The organism is Rothia sp. HMSC078H08 (assembly GCF_001808955.1).
Lineage (GTDB): Bacteria > Actinomycetota > Actinomycetes > Actinomycetales > Micrococcaceae > Rothia.
Map to the genome: position 1 here is coordinate 517,589 of NZ_KV795257.1, position 21,563 is coordinate 539,151.

Here is a 21,563-nt window from a genome sequence, read left to right on the forward strand (position 1 = left end):
GGGGTTTACGCTCTAGGGGTTTAGCGGCGTCGGCGGCTGTACTTCTCCGCTTCTTCGCCCGACTCCTCAGTGACCGCCTCAATATAGCGGCGGCTACTGGGCATGAGCACGAAGATGAAGGCAGCCGCCGCGCCAATAACACCCGCAATCGTGATGAGCTGGCCGATATTCAGGCCGTAAGCACTCACGTTCATAATGAGGGTGCTTGCGGTGACCCACAGGGTGCAGAGAGTAATCAGGATCATGGGCAGGCGCGAACCGAAGCGGCCGCGGTAGAAACGCAGGCCAAAGTAGGTCATGCCCGCGGCAATGAGCACCTGGAGCACACCGCCCACAATCGCCTGGGCGGTAGACATACCGCTGACAATAAAGGGGTAGAGGATGCCGCGAATCAGAATGTATGCCGCGAAGGTTTCGGTCAGGGCGAATGCGTAGATGACGTTGAACGGGCGTGACGTCACGGTGGGCTCCTCATGGGTAGTGGCGGGGCAGACCGGGGTGTATTCGGTCCGGCATGCTGGTATGTTTCCGATGCGCTAGTGCGTTAGCGGGTGGGCGCTCCCCTGTCTCGGGTTCACCGCCTCGTCATCGGTGCGGTATTTCAGGGGTAGGTACCGCTTTATATTATGCCTGAGGCGCCGCTCACCCGGCCGCCCGCATCTCATCTATGAGACGCGGCGCAGAATATGCGTGTCAGCATGCGATTCCCCACCCCCTCAATTAGACAAAGGTTTGCCTAAGTGATAGATGCCTCAGCGTAATACTGAAGTTTTTAGAGAAAAGTACTTGTCACATCCGCTCCAACATGCGAAAGTTGATAAGTCAATTTTCACCCTAACGCTGGGTGAGCATCCCGTCAGCGGATGTATTTGACACGCGCACAGGAAAATAGATGTGTCTTGCCACCGCGTGAGACCGTAAATCATGAAGGAGGTCCACCGTGGATTGGCGTAGTCGTGCAGCTTGTTTGGACAAGGATCCGGAGCTGTTCTTCCCCGTAGGAAACACCGGACCTGCCCTGTTGCAAATTGAAGAGGCTAAGACTGTCTGCCGCTCTTGCGAGGTTGTAGACGTCTGCCTGAAGTGGGCCATCGAGACCGGCCAGGACTCCGGCGTATGGGGTGGCACCAGTGAAGACGAGCGTCGTGCGATGAAGCGTCGCGCAGCTCGTGCCCGCCGTGCATCCTAACTTCCGGAGTATTCAATAGGGCATCAAAAGCGTGGTGCAGTGATATAAAGTCACTGCACCACGCTTTTGTCATATACAGAACCTATCTAGACAGCAAACTGCCACCACCCCGTACTCGGGGCGGCGGCAGTTCTATATGTCATACGAGAAGGGGCTTAGACGAGCACCGCGGTGATGACCACGCGGGTACCGGTCGGTTCGTTAGCCTCCCAGCGGATTGAGCCGTTCAGCTCGCTTGCCACCAGGGTACGCACAATCTGCATACCCAGGCCTTCCTTACCGGTCACCGGGCGGTAGGCGTTCGGGCCGGACTCTTCAATCTTCTTATCGCCCATGCCCTTACCGTCATCAGTAATCACGACGGTGAGGATGTTCTCACCCTCATCGTTGATGCCGCGAATACCCTCAAGGGTCACGGTGCCGGTCTCGCCGTCCAGGCCGTGCTCCACAGCGTTCGCGACAACCTCGTTGATAACCAGTGCCAGAGGGGTAGCGAACTGGCTCGGCAAAGACCCAAAGGAGCCAATCAGCTTGGTAGACACGTGCTGACCGGGGGAAGCAAGCTCAGCGGCAAGGTGGAACTGACGCTCAATCAGCTCATCAAAGTCGACGTTCTGAGTCAGGCCCTGCGAAAGCGCCTCGTGCACGGTAGCAATCGTTGCCACGCGGCGCATCGCCTGCTCCAGGCCCTGACGTGCCTCATCAGTGGTCATACGGCGTGACTGCAGGCGCAGTAGAGCGGACACGGTCTGCAGGTTGTTCTTCACGCGGTGGTGGATTTCGCGGATAGTCGCGTCCTTGGTCATAAGTTCCAGTTCGCGGCGGCGCAACTCGGTCACGTCGCGGCAAAGAATCACGGCGCCCTCACGCTCGATGCGGGCGCGCCTCTGCACCAGCAGCGGGATGGATCGCATGGTCACGCGAGCACGGGCAATAACCAATTCGGTGCGCAGGTCGCTACGACCGGCAAGGACCAGCTGCAGGGTTTCGTCTGCCTGTTCACCGGCAGGAAGCATCGCACGGGTGACATCGGCAAGGTTTTGCTTTTCGAGGTAGCCGGTCATGCCCATGCGGTTGTACATGGAGTTCGCGTTCGGGGAAGCGACGACCACACGGCCGGAGGGGTCAAGCACAATAATGCCGTCGATCACGCGGGGGTTGCCCTGGGTGTTATTTCCCTGGGCGAGGGGGTCGGGCCACAGGCCGGAGTGCACCATGGAGAGCATGGTGTCGGCAGTATATTCGTAGACCTCGTCGCTGATGGAGGGGTAGCCACTGGGTGTGGCAATCTTGTGGCTGGTCAGCAACGCAATGGTGCGGTTGTTGCGCACGATAGGCACGAAGGTTACGTGTATGCGCGGGCGGGCACCAACACCCTCACCGCTTCCTTCGTCGGTGTAGGTGCTGATGTTCTGGTCAATCCAGACGCGGTATGCTTCGTCGCGGATTCCGTCTTCCATGTCGTGATCGATGATGTCGTGGTGGAAGAGGGTTCGGACATTGGAGGGGCGCACGTGCGCGAAGGCACGGAAAGTACTGGTTTCGCTGGGACCGGATACGGCGTCCGGGGAGCTGCCGTCGGCAACAACGTAGTCGGTGGGGAACCATAGAACCAGGTCACTCTGGGCGATGTCAGAGATGACCTGCCATTCGCCCATGATGAGGTGAACGCGTTCAGTGTCGCCGGGACCGAAGTCGCAGGCGCTCATAATTCCTTCTGCAAAAGACATATGTTTGTGTGCTTCCCTAAGTTCGGGTGTGTTCAACCATTTTACGGTTTGTTCGCCGCAAATCCCATTCAAACGACAATACGTGGAATAGTTTACAGAGCATTTCTTGGAGTGCGCTTTTAATCGCAAATATGACGCCCTGAGATGAGATGAACCCCTCAGTTGTACAGTGAGGCATTCGCACCACTCCCCTACCCTAAATATGCGTAAGACGCAGAAAACCCGGCTTGTCGGAGCCTCTGAACGGGGCACTCCGACAAGCCGGGTCTTTGAGCAGCGCTAGTTTTATCTGACGAGCTTATTTGACGGATTTATCTGACGGGCTTACGCACCGGGGCGTACTGCGTACATGCCCTCAAGCATCGCCTCCAGGGACTGCACGACCGCGTGGCGGGGCGACACCTCCAGCAGCGCTTCACCGTTACGGCGCAAACGGTCCATGACCTTACGCTCGTACGGAATCACGCCGGTGAGCGGAACCGACAGGTAACGCGCCCAGTTATCACGCATCTTCGCCTCCGGGTTGAACCCGGCGGCTTCGCGGCGGCTGCGGTTGAGCCAGTACTGCACATCCGTTTCTGGAGCGAAAAGATCCGGTCGCGACTGCACCTCGCGGGCGAGGTTAATCAGGCGCGGCAGGCCGATGACGTCCGCTTCGCCCAGCGCAATCACGCGGTCGGCGCAGGCGAGCGCGGTGAGGGTCGCGGCGTTACGGCGCGGTGCAGGGCCGTCAAAGGTCAGTTCCTCGTCCACCTCGATGGGGGCGGCAACATCGCAGATGACCAGGTCGTAGCGGTGCTTGAGCCATTCGAGTACCTCGGCGAAGGCGCGGGCGCGCACCTCGGGCCAACGCGAGGAGGAAGTGATGCCGCTCAAGAAGTCGAAGGTGCCGTTTTTGAGGGGCACGCGCTCCATAATGGCGCCGGCTTTTTTCTCGTCGAGCTGGGCGCGGTCGGCGTCCGAGCAGAGAATTGCCAGGCCGGAGCCGGTATCCTCGAGCGCCATGAGCGCATCCAGGCTGGGCGCGTAGGTATCTGCGTCAATGAGGCAGACCCGCTGGCCCTGCTGCGCCGCGAGGGCGGCGAGGTTGAAGGCAATGGTGCTTCGACCGGGTGCACCGTGGGTGCCCCAGACGGTCACAATTGTGCCGAGGCGGTGGCCGGGCTGGTAGCGGGAGGGCGCGGCGGGATCCTGGTTGATGTCCGGGTGCTGAGGCAGGGTGCCGTCGTTGTTCTCGTTCTGCACGTGCAGGGCGTAGTCACTGCCGGGTGCGAAGGAGTCGACGATGGCGGCGGCCTGGCTGAGCACGGATTCTTCGTTGCTGGGCGCAACGGAGGAGGCTTCTGCCGGGTCGTGTACGCCGGGTGCACCGGGTGCGTTTCCGGCGGGCACCGCGGGGTCGATTCCGTAGCTTCCGTAGTCGGCTCCGTAGGGCGCGGCGGTGTTTGAGCCAGCGCCCGCGGCGGGGTCGTAGCCGTAGCCGCCCGCCCCATGGCCAGCAGCGCCGTAATCCTGACCGTAGCCGCTGTGTCCGCTGTCGTAGCCGTAGCCTGCATCGTAGCCGTAACCGGCGTCCTGACCGTAGGCAGCCTCGGGGCGGTGGATAACAGGCTGAACGGGCGGCTGAGCCGGGATCTGCGCGGGAATGCCGTAGCCTACCGCGGGGCGGGCGAGTGCCGCATCCACCGCCTGTTCGAGCGAACCCAGGATTTCTTCGAGGGCTGCTTCGGGGCGGATGCGGTGCGCCTGCGTAGGCAGCGGCAGGTTGTCCGGGGCGATAACCGCCAGGAGCACTTCGGAGGCGGCGAGCGCGTCCACGGTGGAGGCGCTCATTTCGGCGGGCACGTGGGCGCAGAGCAGTACGCGGGCGATGCCTGTATGTGCCATGCCCACGGCTTCGCTGAAGTCCTGCACGGTGCGCGCCACGGAGACGCGGCCGCGCTGAGATTCGATGCGGTTCAGGAGCGAGCCGTCATCGCCGTAGAGGATGACAGGGATGTTCACTGGCCCTCCCCGTAGGTGCCGGGGATGAGGCTGATCTTGGAGTCGCTATTGCTTTCCTTGACCAGGGCGGCGAGGGCTTCTTCCTTGACCCACAGCTGCACGGTTGCCTTGCCGTTGGCGCCGAGCACGCCTTCGTCGACCGTTACGGCAACGATTTCGGCGTTGGTGACGATGGCGCGGGCGCCGTTTTCAGTGCGGTTATCGCTCTTGGTGTCGGGGTTGCGCGGGCCGGAGGTCCACACGTCCACGCGCTCGCCCGCCTTCAGCGCGGAGGCTGCCGCACGGTCAATGCTGACGGTGGCGAGACGGCGGCCCGGGGAGGTTTCGGTGCCTACGGATTCCTTGCTGATGAGGTTACCGGCGGGGATGCGCTGAATCGCGATTTTGCCGTTCATCTGGGCGGCGTCGGCGCGGGTAAAGTACTTATCGTTGGCGGAGTCGATGTTCGCTTCGACTCGGGCTAGTTTGTCTTCGGTGATCTTCTCGCCGAGGCGAATCTCGCTTTTGGCGGTGTAGTACTCGGTTTTGCTGTTGTTGGCTTGCACGTAGAGCTGCACGCCAGTGATGGAGACGAGCACGAGAAGTACACCGAGGATGAATCGCCAGTCCTTGACGGTGGGCCTTTTGAGGCGCCTGGCGTGGGGCTCGGTGAGGGTGGAACGCTTCGTCGCGTTCTGTCGTATGCGCATGATGTGGTTGTGCCTTTCGGTGCGGAAGCCGGCGGTGATTCCGGGTGTTGTTCAACTGACCGATGAGCGAGTGGTGTGTTTTCGATAGTGCTTTGACTGGATTCTGGCACTAACTCTAACAGCATATTTCATTTAGTACTCGCTCTCAACAAGAGTCGCGTTTATGAAATATTTTTGAGTCTTGCCCCTTTTGAATGGGTAATTAGATAACTTTTCAGCTCATATAAGGCTTTTTGTGCGCAAATTTCATGGTGATGACATATACTGAAAGTACTCAATAGATGTTCCGTATGGACTCTATGTATAAGGCCGCTAACGGTGGCTAAGGGGCCCAGGATTTCACTCACGGAAAGGAATAATTCGATGACTGCACCTCGTTTCCTCACTCTGAGCGACGTTGCCGAGGAGCTGCAGGTTTCGCTTTCGCAGGTGCGTGCTCTGGTGCGTAGCGGCGAACTTCCCGCCATTCAGATTGGTGGACGTAACCAGTGGCGCATTGAACGCTCTCGTTTTGAAGAGTACATTACTGAGCGCCACGAGCAGACTCTGGAGGCGATTGCTTCCGGCAAGCTCACTGCAAAGGCTAAGGCTGAGTAGCATTCGACATGCACCTCGCGGGCGCAACGCTCGAGTGGTTTTAGAAAGGTCCGCTCCTCTCATTGAGATTTCAATGGAGAGGGGCGGACCTTTTTGTGTTTATTGTTGCTTTTATAAGGGAATTTATACTTGTCGAGGCGTTTTTATGGGCGTTCCCACAAATTGAACTGCCCACTATTTACCCCGTGCTTTTAGCGTGAGATACGGGCGATAACTGCGCTAATACGAGCCAGCGGAATGGTGCGCACGCCAGCGCCGCGAGGTGCACGGGAGTAGCCGGAGGCGCCCTGACCATAACCAGCCTGCCCGTAACCTCCCTGCGCACCGTAGGCTGCACGCGCGTACTGGTCGCGTTCGTGGATGCGCGGGTACTGTCCACCGTTGAGCAGGCGCAATTCGAGGAAGTCGGCGCCAACTCGCTCAATCACGCCATCGTAACTGACGGTGCCGCCTTCGAGGGAGAGGCGGACGGGCTCGCGTGCCATGGCGAGGGAGCGCAGGGCGAGCTGGATTTTCATGCGGTAGCGTTCGGGGCGAACATCAGCGCGTCCGGGAGCTATGCCGCCTTCCCACCAAAGCATTCCGCGCAAGGGGATGATGATGTTCTCGCCGCGCGCTTCGATGCTGACCCATTCTTCGCCGACCATTTCGAGCTTACCTTCGTAGGTTTGCATGTCGGTGGCGCAGATACGGATGGGGCCGCCAACTTGTGCGAGGAGGCGGTCGTCGAGGGTGATGGTTGAATAGTGGACGCGGGCGACTTGGCGGGCGTCTTGTTCCATATCCCAGGCGCGTTCGGAGGCGAGGCGCGCCTCAATGTCTCGTAGGAACTTTTCCATGCTCATGCTATGACCCTACCTGAGGATGGATGCGGATACGAACCGGGGTGTTTTTCTGGTCGGGCAATGATTCTTGAGCCTAATTTTTGAAGCAAATTCCACCAAATTACATGTTTTTTATACATTTTGATGCGTTTTGCTTCATTTTTAACACGACTTCCTGTATAAATGAAGCAACATCAAAACACATCAAACACACCATTTGGAGGTCATTGTGGACCATCTTTCCACGCCGGGTTCAACCCCCGCAGCCTTCGCTTCGCATCCCCTTGCGTCCGTTACTCCTCTGGCATCTGGCGCTGACGCAGGTCATGAAACCAGCACCAAGGCTAACTACCAGGACGCTCTGCTCTTCATCGCCCCTCCCCTGCTTTCCGCGGCGGTCCTGGGCGCGTTGAGCGTGAACCTGCACCGCATCCCCTCGGCGCACCCTCTTGCTGACGCTTCGTTGCTCTGCGCTGGCGCGGCGGCAATCCTCATTACCGCCTGGTGGTTCATCAGTTTTATCTACGCGCTCTTCTACGCTCGTTCCCTGCGAGTTTCGAGCCGCAACGCTGACCGCGCTGTGCTGCAGGTTCCGGCGATTTTCCGTCCGCGTTTTATGCGCCGCATCGTTCTGACGCTCGGCGGCACGGCGCTCGGAGTGGGGGCGGTTCTGGCTCCCGCGCAAGCTACGGTGGCTACGCCCAGCAACGCGGGGCTGAACGGCGCGGAGGGCATACCGCAGACAACCATTTCAGCAGTTATGGCAGCAGATTCATCGATTACCGCGGCGGCAGACGCCAGCTCAGATGCGGTTCTCTCCGATACCGCCCCGAATCAGTCCGCTACTCCCCTGACCCTTTCTGCTGAGGTTCCCAATATTCCCCTGGCTCCCGAGCCTTCGGAGGCGGCAGGCTACTTGCAGGACCGTAGCCCTTTCTTTTCTCCTCCCCGCACCGAGGCGGGCACCTACTCTTACACGGTTCAGGCGGGCGATACGCTCTGGTCGATTGCCGCCGACCAGCTGGGCGAAGGCACCGACGCCTCCACCATTTACGACTACACCCTCGACATTTACGAGGCGAACAAGGACGCTCTGGGTCAGAACGCTGAGCTGCTCTACGAGGGGCAGGTTCTACAGATCCCCGAACAGCCCGTTCACTAACCTCACCCGCGTCTTCCACCCCATTCCACCTCATCCCAACAGTCTTTCGTTCGCTCAACTCACCTCACATACCCCTACACCGAAAGCCTCTGCACCGAAAGGAGCCGTCATGAGCTTCTCCAACCTTCTCCCCCGTTCCCCGTGGACCCCGCCGCATCAGCCTGCCTCCCGCGACAACCAGTCTGCCAGCCCGTACTCGAAGCGTCAGGCGGCACGCGCCTCCCAGCCGGTGGCTGCCGAGCAGGTGGCTCCGCTCCCCGAGCAGGGGCAGGGCACGATGACTCTGGTGCAGAGGCGCAACAGTCCCTCGGTTTATTCGCTGCTTCCTCTGCCGCGTTATGAGCAGCATTCGGCTCAGCGCCCGAAGGTAGTGAAGAGGGGCCGCCCGCTGCGTCCGGCGGATGCGCTAGCTCGCCAGTTGGAGGGTCGTTGCGCGGGTGTGGCGATTGCTTACCTGGAGATCATGTCGGCTCGTCGTTCGCGTCAGCAGCTGGCGCAGTGGGTGTCAGCGGATTGTTTCCACCGTCTGTTGCCATTCTTCCCGAAGAACCCGCGTCAGGTGCGCAAGGAGATGCTGTTGACCCTTCCGCCGGTTCTGTTGCGGGTGCGAGCGCAGAAGGTACACGAGGAGCTCTACGAGGTGGTGGCGCTACTGCGTTGTGCGGATAAGGTGCGCGTGGTGACCATGCAGATGCGCCTGATTCACGGCATGTGGCTGATTACCGCAATTGAGCAGCCGCAGAGCCGCTTGGACGAAGACTAAGGCTTCCCCGGCTTCCCCTACAAAACACACAGACAAACAGAGAGGGTGCGAATCCAGTGTTGGATTCGCACCCTCTCTGCTAGGTCTATAGCATTTCAGCTTTTACGCTGAGGCTACTTGTCCTTCGAGCGTTCCACGTGAACCTGCTCGTGGCCGTCCTCATCCGGGGCGGAGTACTGCAGGAACTTCGGGCGCGAAGGCTCAGCCAGGCGCACGGCAGAAGCCTGAGTGCGCTGCTTGGACAGGTCAAGGTTGAACAGGTAGGTCACGGTCTCTTCACGGATCGCGCCGAGCATCGACTGGTACATGTCGTAGCCTTCACGCTGGTACTCGACCAGCGGGTCACGCTGAGCCATCGCACGCAGACCGATACCTTCCTTGAGGTATTCCATCTCGTACAGGTGCTCGGGCCAGCGCTCGCCGATGACGGACAGCATGACACGGCGTTCGATTTCGCGCATGCTCTCTTCGCCGACGCTCTTTTCACGCTCATCGTAGATGAGGTGTGCGTCCGCCAGGACTTCCTTCACGATCTGGTCGCGAGTAATCTTGGTGCGGTCTCCAGCGTCTTCAGCGAGGTCGTCCACGGTGATGGAGATGGGGTACACCTGCTTGAGGGCGCTCCAGAGCTCGTCGAAGTCCCAGTCCTCGGCGTGGCCTTCAGCGACGCGCGCGTCGATGATGGTGGTCAGCACCTCGTCCACGAAGCCAGAAATCTGTTCCTTCAGGTCGTCACCGTGCAGGATGCGGCCGCGGTCCTTGTAGATCGCTTCGCGCTGGCGGTTGAGCACGTCGTCATACTTGAGCACGTTCTTACGCTGTTCAGCGTTACGGCCTTCAACGTTTGACTGGGCGGTAGCGATAGCGCGGCTGACGATCTTGGAGTCCAGTGCGGAGTCCTCGGGGGCTGCCGCCATGAGGCGGGTTGCCATGCCGGTGTTGAACAGGCGCATCAGTTCGTCGGTCAGCGACAGGTAGAAGCGGGACTCACCCGGGTCACCCTGACGGCCGGAACGACCGCGCAGCTGGTTGTCGATACGGCGGGACTCGTGACGCTCAGTGCCGAGCACGTACAGGCCACCGAGCTTGGTGACTTCATCGTGCTCTTCTTTAGCGGCGTCTTCGCAGGCCTTCAGGACCTCGGGCCAACGTGCCTCGTACGCCTCGGAGTTGGTGTTCGGGTCCAGGCCGAGCTCACGCATCTTCTCGACGGCCTCAAATTCGGGGTTACCGCCGAGCATAATGTCGGTACCGCGACCAGCCATGTTGGTTGCCACGGTGACGGCGCCCTTACGGCCCGCCTGCGCAACAATAGCAGCCTCACGCTCGTTGTTCTTTGCGTTCAGCACCTCGTGGCGGACGCCTGCCTTCGCCAGCTGGCGGGAAAGGTACTCGGAGTTCTCCACGCTTGCGGTACCCACCAGAATCGGCTGGCCCTTTTCGTGGCGTTCCTTAATGTCCTTGACGACCGCCTTGAACTTGGCGATTTCGTCGCGGTACACCTTATCGGGGTTGTCGATGCGCTGCACACCCTTGTTGGTGGGGATGGGCACCACGCCGAGCTCGTAGGTGTTCATGAACTCTGCCGCTTCGGTTTCTGCGGTACCGGTCATACCGGACAGCTTGTCGTACATGCGGAAGTAGTTCTGCAGAGTCACGGTCGCCATGGTCTGGTTCTCAGGCTTGATTTCGACGCCTTCCTTCGCCTCAATCGCCTGGTGGATGCCGTCGTTGTAGCGGCGGCCCGGCAGAATACGACCGGTGTGCTCGTCAACAATCAGGACCTCGCCGTCAATGACCACGTAGTCCTTGTTGTTGGTGAACAGCTCCTTCGCCTTGATGGAGTTGTTCAGGAAGCCAATGAGCGGGGTGTTCTTGGATTCGTAGAGGTTCTTCACACCCAGGTGGTCTTCCACCTTGTCAATGCCGGATTCGAGGATACCGACGGTGCGCTTCTTCTCGTCTACTTCGTAGTCTTCACCGCGCTTGAGCAGGGTCGCGGCAATGCGCGCGAACTCTGCGTACCAGCGGTTCGCCTCACCGGCTGCGGGGCCGGAAATAATCAGAGGGGTACGCGCCTCATCGATCAGGATGGAGTCCACCTCATCGATAATGGCGAAGTTGTGGCCGCGCTGAACCTGCTCCTCCACGGTCCACGCCATGTTGTCACGCAGGTAGTCGAAGCCGAACTCGTTGTTCGTACCGTAAGTGATGTCTGCGGCGTACTGCTTACGACGCTCGTCAGGCTCCATGGATGACAGAATCACGCCGCACTCCATGCCGAGGAAGCGGAACACGCGACCCATGAGGTTCGCCTGGTACTCAGCCAGGTAGTCGTTCACGGTCACAATGTGCACGCCCTTGCCGCTCAGCGCGTTCAGGTACGCGGGCAGGGTCGCAACGAGGGTCTTACCCTCACCGGTCTTCATTTCGGCAATGTTGCCCAGGTGCAGCGCTGCACCACCCATGAGCTGCACGTCGTAGTGGCGCTTGCCCAGGGTACGCTTGGATGCTTCACGGACCACCGCAAAGGCCTCCGGCAGCATAATGTCGAGGGATTCGCCGTCCTTGACGCGCTCGCGGAACTTGTCGGTCTCTGCTCGCAGTTCCTCATCGGTCATCGATGAGAAGCTGTCCTCGAGCGAGTTCACCGCCTTTGTGTACGCTTCGAGCTGTCGCAGAACCCTCTTATCGCCGGTTCGGAGGATTTTCTCCAAGAAAGATGCCACTGAGCTTCTACTCCTTGCTTGTTTCGGTACCCTCACCAAGGGCGCGCGAAAGTGCGCGCGGTGAGGCCTTCCTACATATTGTATGGCAGAGCCGCCTAATTCGCCCGTCCGAGCTCTTTTTTACGCTGTGCGCCCACGAGGTGACATTTGGTGACACTCGAATCTTTCACCCTCCGGTTGAGGCAGAGCCGACCCGTCCGCCTAAAGGAACGGCTGTGTGGAGGGCAAAGAAAAACCCGGGGGCCTGGAGAAACACGGTGTGTGTTCCCAGACCGCCCGGGTCTTGAGCCTGCTCGCTGAGTACGACCCCTAAAGAGCCTTACGCCTCAGCAGCCAGCAGGTACGTTAGTTTTACTCGTTGTCCAGAGTAATGATGCCGTAGCTCCAGCCCTTACGGCGGTATGCCGCAGCCGGTGCGCCGGTCTCGCTGTCAATGTACAGGTAGAAGTCGTGGCCGACCAGTTCCATACGGTCAACAGCTTCTGCGGGAGTCAGACGCTCGCCCTTGAAGCTCTTGTGGCGAATCTCGATGGGAGATGCGGCTTCGTCGGCGAGGGTGACCTCGCTGTTATCGAATGCTGCTTCTTCAACCGGAACATCCGGCAGCAGAATCTCGGTAATTGCTTCGGTAACCACGGGAATCGATCCGGTAGCGTCCGCCACGGAGACGGGGTGCTTGCCACCGCGCTTGTGCAGCTTGCGGCGGTCACGTGCACGGCGCAGACGCTCCAGGAGCTTGCCGTAGGTTTCATCGAAGACCGCGAACTTGTCGTGACCCTGGGCTTCGGAACGGAGGACAGGACCAGTACCAACAACGGTAATCTCAACGCGGATGGACTCGCCACCCAGGTGACCGTCCTTGCTGAACTTGACGTCGATGTCCTTCACGTTATCGCCGAGCTGAGCGAACTTCTGAACCTTCTCGCTCACGTACTCTTCCAGGCGTTCGGTGACCTTGATATTGCGGCCGTAGATGTTGACTTCCACGATCATTCCCTCCAGGTTGGGGGCTTATACCGCGTCCGGCTGGACCCGGTACGGGGGTTCGACTCCAATGCCGTTCCCTTGTCTATATTCTAGTACGAAACATGTTTCATATCACTAGATATGACAAATATTTAGCCTAAATAATAGCTATTCGTCCGTCTGCGAACTTTATTCGCCAAAAATCGTGTATCTCTTGCAACTAACTACAAGAAACGCTATGTCTGAGCCTTTTTCGGTACCGCCGCCACAGCACACACGCCCAGCACCCGCGAACCGGATTCCTGTAGCACACGCACCATCTCAGAGGCGGTCGCACCGGTGGTCACCACATCATCACAAATAACGCTCACCCGACCCGTGCACAGGGCAGGCTCCATGACGCGCAAGGCACCGTGCATCCGCTCGGCACGCCCCACAGCGCCCAGGCTCTTCTGCTCATTCTTTGTCTCAGAGGCGCTAAGGAGAAAAGCACCCACACGAGAAGATAGGGAGGCGCCGCTCCCCCGCCGACCGCGAGGAACGTACCCGATAACGTCCACAGCGCGCACCCGCACCGAGGCAGGCAGACGCTTATTAAGCTGACGCGCCGCCTCCTGCACCAAAAGATTCGCCGGCGCATAGCCGCGGCGGCGCACGCTCTGGGCAGAGGACGGCGCCGGAATCAGCAGAACCTCAACCGGTGCGGCGGAGGTGCCCACAGAAGAGATAGAAGACCCCGGTACGCTCTGAAGCTCAACCCGATGCGCCCGAAGAAGCTCGTACACGCTACGCGCCAAACCCTCTCCCAACAGGGGCAGCAGGTCGGTACGGCCCGCATTCTTCAACGCCAACAGGGCACGCGGCATGATCCCCTCATAACGGGATGCCGCACGCACCTCGGGAGCAGCCGCGCCATCAAGAGGTTGCAGAGCATATACTCGCTCCACCTTAGCCAACGCCGAACGCAACTGCGGCAAGCAAGCCTCACACAGTGGCGAGCCTGCCCCATAGGCGACCGGCACCGCACAGCACGGGCAAGTACGCGGCATCAATACCTCGCCCAAAGCCCCGCTGGCGCTCTTGAGAGCGCCCGCAAGCCCGGTCAGAGACTTGCTCCAGGACCCATTCACGGGCTCGTTCAAACCACGCTGTACTGAACTCACCAAAAACAACCTTTCCGCGCGCGCCGCTCCCCGCTACAGGGGCTAACCGGCGTAACTAATCTCGTGCAGGGTCGTGTCCAGGCGGATCCAGCCGCGCTCCTCCATCAGGTAGCACGAACCGTCAGAACGGTGAGCAATAATATTCGACGTATTATCCGCCGTCGAAATGGTCATCACACCATCCAGACGGTCCAGCTTCGTCTCTTCACCGCTGAGGGAAATCACCTCAGACTCACCATTCTTCACGTTCACCACCACGACGCTCTGGTCGCCAGCCCAACGGGCATTACGCGGAGTCACAGAAGAGCTCAGACGCACCATCTCCGTCAGACGCAGAGGCTTACCGGCATCATCACGCACAATACCGGAAATAATCACAGCCGACGCACCCTCAGTAGAGGCCACAATCGCCATGCGGGCACCATCGTGCGAAACGTTCACGCTCGTAAAGCTCAAATTACGCTGCCAGGATAGACCAATATCAACACCGCGCTCACGCTCGGTTGCATCCTCAGAATCCGGTTTGAAGGCACGAACAATACCCTCACCATCGGCTGCCCACACCCAGCCATACGCATCAAAACTGGGAGCAGTCAGAGCGGTACTCTGCCACACGCGGCGGGCAGTACCCTGATACACCGTGTACAGGCTCGCGGCATCGTTCGCCAAGCAGGCGTAAACATCCGCCGAATAGCCCATCGCCGGGGAACTCAACTGGGTCACACCACGCAGAAGCAATTGTTCACCCGCATTGCTCATATAGTCATCACGCGCCACCATCTGGCCGTTCGAATTAATAGCAACCGTGCGGGCAGGAACACCCGGGTTCAGCTTCACCGCAGAAAAGCCGCTCGGCGCGTTCTCAGGAATCAGAGTGCCGTTATAGAAAACCTCAGTCTTGCCCAGACCCGAGAAGTTCTCCAAGCCGTGCATAATCTGCTCACGCACACGCGCCAAACGGTTATCGTCCAGGTGCTCACCCGAGAGGCGAACCAGCACATCCTGGTTATCGCTCATAGTTGCCGTCTCAAGGCTCATCGACTCGTTCAACGCCGAGAACGCGACGTCCTTCAGGTAGGACGCCGGGCCAGCCATCAGCGTACGCACCAGCAACTCAAAATAGCGATCCGTATGCGGGAACCAACGAATATCCGGCACAGCATAACGGAACGCACGATCGTAGAAGTACAGGCGGCACGGGCTAAACACGCGCTCAAACTCGGCACCATCCAGCCACAGACCATCCGGGCAGGAGCTAATACGCCACTGGTTATCTTCCATAACCATGGTGAAATCCTGAGTCTCAGTCTGAGCCTCCGGGAATGTGCTCGTAATACCTTGACTATTCACAGTCGCCGTCTGCTGGAAACGCACATGATACGTACCCTCGGCAGCTCCACTATCGTCACTGCGAGGCTGCACCGTATTACGGTACACGCGAGTCGTACCCATAGGATTCCAACGGCGCGCAAAAGAAGAGCTCAAATACTGGCGCGCCACAGCATAATTCTCAATGCTGTCCACACCAGCACGCACGAAGCCCTCAATAATCGCCTCGGGGGTAGCACCCGCCAGCGGTCCCGGCGCACGCGCCGGAGAAGTGTTAACGCTCTTCACGTCCAGACCGCTGCTGTGCTGAGTCACTCGATCGTTCGAGGGAAGACCCGCGCAAGAGCTCACGAGCGTCGCCAAAGACACCGCACCCCAAGACAGCGCGGCGCGTCGAGAAACAATAGCCCTATGAGCCATGGAGGTCTTAACCTTCCTCTACGAACAAAGACAAACAATCACCAACTACCGTTGCAGGCCACCGCAACACGGTGAAAAGATAACCACGGCGAAATAGCAACACCGTGAAAACATATCTGCATTGATTGTACTGGGTGAACAGTGCAAATACGCAAGGATAAGCGTAAATACAGCCGAGCAACACCAACGCACCGATATATGACAGAAGCCTAAAGCCTCTCCCCGTTTGAACCCCTTAGAGCTCGCCCTCAAGGTTCGCACGAGGAGCAATATTGGGCAGCGTATCCTTCGCGGTCGCCGAACGATGCGCACTCACCTCAGGCTCACCCGTCACCAAAACCGGCGACTCGCCCAAAGGCGCACCGTGAATCAGCGGCAGGTTCATCGTGAAGCAGGCACCGCGGCCCTTCTCGCCCCACGCCTCAATCGTGCCGCCGTGCAGACGCACATCCTCAGCAGCAATCGACAGACCCAGACCCGTACCGCCCAGGGTGCGCTTACGGGAAGTATCAGCACGCCAGAAACGGTTGAACACCTGAACAGCCTCATCCTCAGACAGACCGATACCGTGGTCACGCACCGCAACACCCAGGTTCGTGGCATTCGCACCCACGTACACGTCAATCGGGCGGGACTCGCCGTGCTCAATCGCGTTGTACAGCAGGTTACGGAGCACACGCTCAATACGCACGCGGTCCATATCAACCATGATGCTCTCATGGCTCGTATGCACGTTCAGCTTAGTATTCGTGCGCTCCAGGTGCGGCAGAGCCTCCTGCAAAATATTCGACAGCACACGCATGAAGTCTTCAGTGTCGATGGTCAGCATTGCGCTACCTGCATCGAAACGAGAAATCTCCAGCAGGTCAGAAAGCATCGACTGGAAACGATCCACCTGATCGTGCAGAAGCTCCACGGTGCGGCTCTGCGTGCGCTCCATCTCGTCACGCGTATCGTACAGAAGTTCCGTACCCAAACGCACCGTCGACAGCGGAGTACGCAACTCATGCGACACGTCAGACACAAAGCGCTGCTGCAGAGTCGACAGGCGCTCCAGCTGAACAATTTTCTCCTGCAGCGAGTCAGCCATCAGGTTGAAGGAATAGCCCAGACGCGCCGCCTGATGCTCACCGTGTACAGACACGCGCTGATCCAGATCGCCAGCAGCCAGCTTCTCCGCCGTAATAGCGGTCTGCGTAATCGGGCGGACCACAAAACGAGTCACAATCCACACCACAGAAAGCACCACAGTAAGCAGTGCGCAGAAACCGCCAAAAAGAACAAAGTTAATATGCGCAATCGTGGCGGAAGAATCCGTCATATCGTACACAAGGAACAAACCGTAATTAGGGTTCTGTGCAATAGAAATATGTGTACCAACAATAAGCACCGGATAGGTACGCTCACGATTATTTTCGACAGTAGTCACCGTAGACGTCTGCCAGAAAATACCATCTTTATCGCGAACAGTTTGTTTGAAATCATTCGGAATACTCGAAGAATTCAAAGAATTATTACTGCTCTGCTCAGGAATAAAACCCTGCTTACCTTGACCTTCCAAAGGCACAAGAATCCAATTGCGCTTACCCGAGCTACCCGCATCCAGCACGGTCAGGGTACGGCTCACATTACGGCGAATTTCGCTGTCACTACGGGCCTCAGAGGAGTCCAGCACGCTCTGAACGTTGCGGAAACCACTCTCCGATTCCGCCAGCGCCTGAGACTTCTGATTCTCAAAAAGACTCGACGCAATCTGGCTTGACAAGGACCAACCCACCATCAAGAAGCTCAGGAACATCATGATGCCCGCGGTTCCCAGAGCACGGAACTGCAGAGATTCCTTCCACAGACGCTGAGCGCGCTGCATCAGGCTCCTACTACTCTGCTTTTTCGCTTTACGCGGCTTGGAAGTGCGGGTACGCGAAGAGGCGGAGGCTACCGCCTCCGCCGTCAAAGCGCCGTGCTCATGGCTCGACTTCGCAACAGACAATCAGGTTATCCCTTCGCCTATGAATAGGTTCCGATTAGCTACCGGAAGATCCCACCAGCTCGGTCGGAATCTTATAGCCAACGCCACGAACCGTCTGAATAAAACGATCCGCACCCAGCTCATCAAACTTAGCGCGCAAACGCTGGACGTGCACGTTTACCAGCGAATCGCTCACATCAGTGTAACCCCAGACCATATCCAGCAGTTCCTGACGGCTCAACGCCTGACCCGGGTGGCGCACCAGCGCAGCCAGCAGGTCAAACTCCAGAGGAGTCATCGGAACCTCAGTGCTGTGGTACTTGACGGTACGACCGTCCATATCCATGACAATATCGCCAATGGACACCACCAGCTGGCGGCTCTCGCGCGGACGCAAACGAGTACGAATACGCGCCAACAATTCAGCGTGCTTAAAAGGCTTCGCAATGTAATCATCAGCACCAGCCTCAAGACCCTTAACAACATCTTCAGTGTCGCTTTTAGCGGTCAACATAATAATCGGCACATTAGAAGAGCGGCGAATTTGCTGGCACACTTCAATACCGTTCATGCCAGGAAGCATCAAATCCAAAAGCACCAAATCGGGAGTGGAACGCATAAAAGTTTCAAAAGCGCGTGCACCATTTTCACAGAAAACAGCGTTAAAGCCCTCTTGCGCGAGCACGAGGCCAATCATTTCCGCCAGAGCATCATCGTCATCAACCACCAAAATGGTGTGTGCGTCGCTTGCGCTCACAGTACCTCCCTAAAGAATTGTCGTAAATACTTACATAAAAAAGCTGATTCTCTAATCATACCGCGCACTCAGCCAATGCACGGGCACACTCTGTCACCCGAGCCAGCGAAGCCGTGGCATCCAGCATACTTACCGCGGCTGAAGTCATCCCAGCAGGCACGGAACCGCTCTGAATACGCTCATCAGGCATCAAACCCACCGCGCTCAACTGGGTCGGCTCAAGACCAACCTCGCGCCACAGGCTGTACAGGCGGCGCACCTGATCAGGAACCCGCGCAGAGGTCACCACCGGCAGCCACAGCTGAGCCTGAGCCTCCAAAAGTTGCGCCACAGGTTCCCAGGAACGAGGGTCGCTCAGCGGCGGAACCTGCAGCGTGCCCGGCCCCTTGAGGCGGGCACGATCAGGATGCAACAGCAAAGCGCAAGGAGCGCCGCCCTCAACACGCATCGCCTTCACAAGAGCCAACGCGTCAAGGGTGGGGCGGGACTGGCTCAGCAGCTTCAGCTCCTGCACAGGCTTGAGCGCGGTGCCATCCACATCCAGGATGAGCTGCAGATTCAGCTCGGCGAAACGCTCCGAGATACGGCGGTACACCTGCTGATAGTAGTGAGGTTGCAAAGCCGGCAGGGAGCGGAAACCACTCACCGTAGGGATGGCCCCCTCCATCAGACGCTGAAATTCGGATTCATCCAGCTGCACGGCAATCAGCGCCCGCGGAGCTTGCAGAGCCTCGCGCAGAGAACCCATCCAGCGTTCCAGGCCTTCCAGGAACGACTCCAGCAGGTCACGGCTCGCCCCTGCATCACTAATGGCACGCTCGCCGCCGGGCAAATAGATACTGGCGGCAAGAGTCAGCGGACCGGCCAGCTGAATCTTATACGCCGGGGCGGTATCCTGCCCTGAACCGAAACGTTTCTTCTGCGAGCCCACGCGGTCAGCGAGAAGATTGATATCGGAGAGCAGACGGTCCTGCGCCAGGGCAGACTCGCGCGCTCCCCTGCCGCCGCTATGCACCATGCGCCACCCAAACGAGGCACCGTCAAAGGCAAGTCCCTCGCACACCGCCAGGGTGCGTGCCAGCGGGGTACTCCGCCAGCCCAGCGCAGGCAGATGCGGCAGGAACGGCAAGTGCGGGGAACCCAGCTCGCCCTCCACACGGGACATCGCCTCAGCCAGGTCATCGCCGGGAAAATCGCCCAGACCGCTAGCACGTACCAGCGGACGCTCCGTAGCGAGCGCGGCGAGGTCCTGTTCGGTCAGTTCGTCCCCTTCGGGGGCACGGTACTCACCGGGCAGTAGCAGGCGCTCCGGCACCGGCTCGGTGCGGGCATTCTGGCGGGAGGAAGATTGAGGGGGCATAAACGAGTGAGGTTAAGACAGGTTAGGGAAAAGTGCGGGCGGGTCGATGCTCTGCCGCTGGACGCTCAGCACGATGGATGCTCAGCAGGGATGAGAGCGGGGCTTTTCGGAGAGGCTGAGATCTCGAAGAGGGTGAAATCTTAGAAAGTCTTAGCTTTCAGACTTTTCAGTCTCTTCGTCCTGGTCAGCGTGCTCGTTCGCGATGCGCACGTGGTGGCGAATCACCTCAGAGATGATGAAGTTCAGGAACTTCTCCGCGAATTCCGGGTCCAGGCTGGATTCCTTCGCCATGGCACGCAGGCGAGCAATCTGCGCCTCTTCACGACCGGGGTCGCCAGCGGGCAGGTTGTGCTTAGCCTTCAGGACGCCCACGCGCTTGGTTGCCTGAAAACGCTCCGCGAGGATGTGCACCAACGCTGCATCGAAGTTGTCGATGGAGCGGCGCATGGCGAAGAGCTCCTCGTAAACCTCCGGCGCGACTTCATCGCCCATGGAGGTGGCGTGGGGGTCAAATTCGCAGGAAGTGTGTTCGGCAGTCATCGGTCTCTCCTCAGTCCGGTTGTGGTCTTCTGTGCGTTGCGCTCGAGCAGGCTGTTGCGGCAACAGCTGCGAATAGCGGGGTACGCGGCTATTCTGTGCGGCTAGTCGGCGCTGGTGGAGGCGCCAGCAGACAGGGTTTCCTGAATGTCTTCGCGGTCCAGCGAGTAGGCGCGGGCGATCGTGGACTGACCCAGTACGCGGGTGCCCTGGTAGAGCACCATGGTCTGTCCCGGTGCCACGCCGGAGAGCGGATCCAGGAGGCGCACTACGGTTTCCAGACGCAGTGCGCCTTCTTCTTCAGCTTCGGGGTCGGGTGCCCAGGTCATGTACGCCTTGGCGCGGACCGGGTCGGCGTGCGCGCGCACCTGTGCGGTCACCTCGAACTCTTCGCTGCGGGCGCCCAGCTGTGCGGGCTGTTCCAGGAAGCGTGCCGCCTGTTCTACGGGTACGCCCGCCCAGGTGGCGCGGATACCGCGGATTTCGTGCACGGCAAGCAGCTCGCGGGAGCCGACGATAACTTCGTTTTCCTTGGGGCGCACCTCCAGCACGAAGCGGGGCTTGCCGTCGGCGGCGGGGCGGCCCAGTGCCAGGCCCTTGCGCTGGCCTACGGTGTATGCCTGCGCGCCGGGGTGCTCGCCGAGCACCTCGCCGTGGGTGTCTTTGATGAGGCCGGGGCGCATTGTGATGTGGTCGCCCAGCCAGGCGCGGGTATCGCCTTCGGGAATGAAGCAGATGTCGTAGGAGTCGGGCTTCTTCGCCACGGAGAAGCCGCGCTCTGCCGCCTCCGCACGTACCTGCGCCTTGGAGGGGGTGTCCGCCAGGGGGAACCAGGCGTGCTTGAGCTGTTCGTGGGTGAGCACACCGAGCACGTAGGACTGGTCCTTGGCCCAGTCGGCGGCGCGGTGCAGTTCGCGGTTGCCGTCTTCGGTGGTGATGACGCGGGCGTAGTGGCCGGTCACCACGGCGTCGAAGCCGAGTGCGAGGGCGCGTTCGAGGAGCGCGGCGAACTTGATCTTTTCGTTGCAGCGCATGCAGGGGTTGGGGGTTCGTCCGGCTTCGTATTCGGAGATGAAGTCGTCGACGACGTCTTCCTTGAAGCGTTCGGAGAAGTCCCAGACGAAGAAGGGGATGCCCAGCTGGGAGCAGACGCGGCGGGCGTCCATGGAGTCTTCGAGGGTGCAGCAGCCGCGGGAGCCGGTGCGCAGGGTGCCGGGCATGCGGGATAGTGCGAGGTGAACGCCGACTACTTCGTGTCCTGCTTCTACGGCGCGGGCTGCGGCGACTGCGGAGTCAACGCCGCCACTCATAGCTGCAAGAATTTTCACTGCCTATCCTTCTGTTGTGTTGAGCCTTTAGAAAGGTACGCCTTATT

At 59.4% G+C, this 21,563-nt stretch carries 18 protein-coding genes; 4 read left to right on the plus strand and 14 right to left on the minus strand.

All coding sequences use genetic code 11. The features are described from left to right. Positions 1–20: 20 nt before the first annotated feature. Complete coding sequence (locus HMPREF2528_RS08830) at positions 21–461, minus strand: alpha-N-acetylglucosamine transferase (protein ID WP_070543758.1); 441 nt, start codon at positions 459–461, stop codon at positions 21–23. 479 nt (positions 462–940) lie between these two features. On the opposite strand from HMPREF2528_RS08830, the gene HMPREF2528_RS08835 reads away from it, so the two are divergent. Next, positions 941–1,189 carry a WhiB family transcriptional regulator gene (locus tag HMPREF2528_RS08835; protein ID WP_005505386.1) on the plus strand — a complete coding sequence of 83 codons (249 nt, stop codon included), beginning with the start codon at positions 941–943 and terminating at the stop codon, positions 1,187–1,189. A gap of 155 nt (positions 1,190–1,344) precedes the next feature. Here the strand turns inward: HMPREF2528_RS08835 and HMPREF2528_RS08840 are convergent, their stop codons facing one another. The 3 genes from HMPREF2528_RS08840 to HMPREF2528_RS08850 form a co-directional block, all read right to left on the minus strand. Beyond that, positions 1,345–2,919 carry a sensor histidine kinase gene (locus tag HMPREF2528_RS08840; RefSeq protein ID WP_070543759.1) on the minus strand — a complete coding sequence of 525 codons (1,575 nt, stop codon included), beginning with the start codon at positions 2,917–2,919 and terminating at the stop codon, positions 1,345–1,347. A gap of 324 nt (positions 2,920–3,243) precedes the next feature. Further along, on the minus strand, positions 3,244–4,923 hold the full coding sequence (locus tag HMPREF2528_RS08845; protein WP_070543760.1) for a CpaE/TadZ family protein: 1,680 nt from the start codon (positions 4,921–4,923) through the stop codon (positions 3,244–3,246). After that, positions 4,920–5,612, minus strand: a complete 693-nt coding sequence (locus HMPREF2528_RS08850; protein WP_012903218.1) for an SAF domain-containing protein — start codon at positions 5,610–5,612, stop codon at positions 4,920–4,922. Before HMPREF2528_RS08850 ends, HMPREF2528_RS08845 begins: the two co-directional genes overlap by 4 nt. 363 nt (positions 5,613–5,975) lie before the next feature. Here HMPREF2528_RS08850 and HMPREF2528_RS08855 point away from each other — a divergent pair, with 363 nt between their 5' ends. Next, positions 5,976–6,209: a helix-turn-helix domain-containing protein gene (locus HMPREF2528_RS08855; RefSeq protein ID WP_044150292.1), complete on the plus strand. Its 234-nt coding sequence runs from the start codon at positions 5,976–5,978 to the stop codon at positions 6,207–6,209. A 191-nt stretch (positions 6,210–6,400) separates the two neighbouring features. Here the strand turns inward: HMPREF2528_RS08855 and HMPREF2528_RS08860 are convergent, their stop codons facing one another. Further along, the gene (locus tag HMPREF2528_RS08860) at positions 6,401–7,054 is read right to left on the minus strand and encodes a hypothetical protein (protein ID WP_049349479.1); all 654 of its coding nucleotides are present in this window, start codon (positions 7,052–7,054) and stop codon (positions 6,401–6,403) included. Positions 7,055–7,262: 208 nt separating this feature from the next. Between HMPREF2528_RS08860 and HMPREF2528_RS08865 the strand changes: the two genes are divergently transcribed. Together HMPREF2528_RS08865 and HMPREF2528_RS08870 are read left to right on the plus strand one after the other, a co-directional pair. After that, entirely contained in the window at positions 7,263–8,195 is a 933-nt protein-coding gene (locus HMPREF2528_RS08865; RefSeq protein ID WP_070507664.1) for a LysM peptidoglycan-binding domain-containing protein, read from the plus strand. Positions 8,196–8,304: 109 nt separating this feature from the next. Beyond that, a complete protein-coding gene (locus HMPREF2528_RS08870) occupies positions 8,305–8,958 on the plus strand; it encodes an Rv3235 family protein (RefSeq protein ID WP_070507575.1) in 654 nt (217 codons plus the stop codon). A gap of 113 nt (positions 8,959–9,071) precedes the next feature. Here HMPREF2528_RS08870 and secA read toward each other — a convergent pair whose 3' ends face one another. The 9 genes from secA to mnmA form a co-directional block, all read right to left on the minus strand. Next, positions 9,072–11,687: a preprotein translocase subunit SecA gene (secA, locus tag HMPREF2528_RS08875; RefSeq protein ID WP_070543761.1), complete on the minus strand. Its 2,616-nt coding sequence runs from the start codon at positions 11,685–11,687 to the stop codon at positions 9,072–9,074. A gap of 351 nt (positions 11,688–12,038) precedes the next feature. After that, on the minus strand, positions 12,039–12,680 hold the full coding sequence (gene hpf, locus HMPREF2528_RS08880; protein ID WP_239665130.1) for a ribosome hibernation-promoting factor, HPF/YfiA family: 642 nt from the start codon (positions 12,678–12,680) through the stop codon (positions 12,039–12,041). Between the two features lie 209 nt (positions 12,681–12,889). Next, positions 12,890–13,630 carry a ComF family protein gene (locus HMPREF2528_RS08885; RefSeq protein WP_246823926.1) on the minus strand — a complete coding sequence of 247 codons (741 nt, stop codon included), beginning with the start codon at positions 13,628–13,630 and terminating at the stop codon, positions 12,890–12,892. 228 nt (positions 13,631–13,858) lie between these two features. After that, a complete protein-coding gene (locus HMPREF2528_RS08890) occupies positions 13,859–15,565 on the minus strand; it encodes an LpqB family beta-propeller domain-containing protein (RefSeq protein WP_070507581.1) in 1,707 nt (568 codons plus the stop codon). A 235-nt stretch (positions 15,566–15,800) separates the two neighbouring features. Next, complete coding sequence (gene mtrB, locus HMPREF2528_RS08895; RefSeq protein ID WP_070543762.1) at positions 15,801–17,555, minus strand: MtrAB system histidine kinase MtrB; 1,755 nt, start codon at positions 17,553–17,555, stop codon at positions 15,801–15,803. Positions 17,556–17,589: 34 nt separating this feature from the next. Further along, positions 17,590–18,291: an MtrAB system response regulator MtrA gene (gene mtrA / locus HMPREF2528_RS08900; RefSeq protein WP_012903206.1), complete on the minus strand. Its 702-nt coding sequence runs from the start codon at positions 18,289–18,291 to the stop codon at positions 17,590–17,592. 55 nt (positions 18,292–18,346) lie between these two features. Further along, positions 18,347–19,651, minus strand: a complete 1,305-nt coding sequence (locus tag HMPREF2528_RS08905; RefSeq protein WP_049358411.1) for a uroporphyrinogen decarboxylase/cobalamine-independent methonine synthase family protein — start codon at positions 19,649–19,651, stop codon at positions 18,347–18,349. Between the two features lie 150 nt (positions 19,652–19,801). Further along, entirely contained in the window at positions 19,802–20,191 is a 390-nt protein-coding gene (locus HMPREF2528_RS08910; protein ID WP_049342203.1) for a chorismate mutase, read from the minus strand. 101 nt (positions 20,192–20,292) lie between these two features. Beyond that, positions 20,293–21,516 carry a tRNA 2-thiouridine(34) synthase MnmA gene (gene mnmA, locus HMPREF2528_RS08915; RefSeq protein WP_049358409.1) on the minus strand — a complete coding sequence of 408 codons (1,224 nt, stop codon included), beginning with the start codon at positions 21,514–21,516 and terminating at the stop codon, positions 20,293–20,295. Positions 21,517–21,563: the final 47 nt, after the last annotated feature.

What these genes read in the sequence shown, in the direction of transcription:
- HMPREF2528_RS08840 (WP_070543759.1), bottom strand. Translation starts at nt 2,919, where the DNA reads ATGTCTTTTGCAGAAGGAATTATGAGCGCCTGCGACTTCGGTCCCGGC.
- HMPREF2528_RS08850 (WP_012903218.1), bottom strand. Translation starts at nt 5,612, where the DNA reads ATGCGCATACGACAGAACGCGACGAAGCGTTCCACCCTCACCGAGCCC.
- HMPREF2528_RS08855 (WP_044150292.1), top strand. Translation starts at nt 5,976, where the DNA reads ATGACTGCACCTCGTTTCCTCACTCTGAGCGACGTTGCCGAGGAGCTG.
- HMPREF2528_RS08860 (WP_049349479.1), bottom strand. Translation starts at nt 7,054, where the DNA reads ATGAGCATGGAAAAGTTCCTACGAGACATTGAGGCGCGCCTCGCCTCC.
- HMPREF2528_RS08870 (WP_070507575.1), top strand. Translation starts at nt 8,305, where the DNA reads ATGAGCTTCTCCAACCTTCTCCCCCGTTCCCCGTGGACCCCGCCGCAT.
- hpf (WP_239665130.1), bottom strand. Translation starts at nt 12,680, where the DNA reads ATGATCGTGGAAGTCAACATCTACGGCCGCAATATCAAGGTCACCGAA.
- HMPREF2528_RS08890 (WP_070507581.1), bottom strand. Translation starts at nt 15,565, where the DNA reads ATGGCTCATAGGGCTATTGTTTCTCGACGCGCCGCGCTGTCTTGGGGT.
- HMPREF2528_RS08905 (WP_049358411.1), bottom strand. Translation starts at nt 19,651, where the DNA reads ATGCCCCCTCAATCTTCCTCCCGCCAGAATGCCCGCACCGAGCCGGTG.
- HMPREF2528_RS08910 (WP_049342203.1), bottom strand. Translation starts at nt 20,191, where the DNA reads ATGACTGCCGAACACACTTCCTGCGAATTTGACCCCCACGCCACCTCC.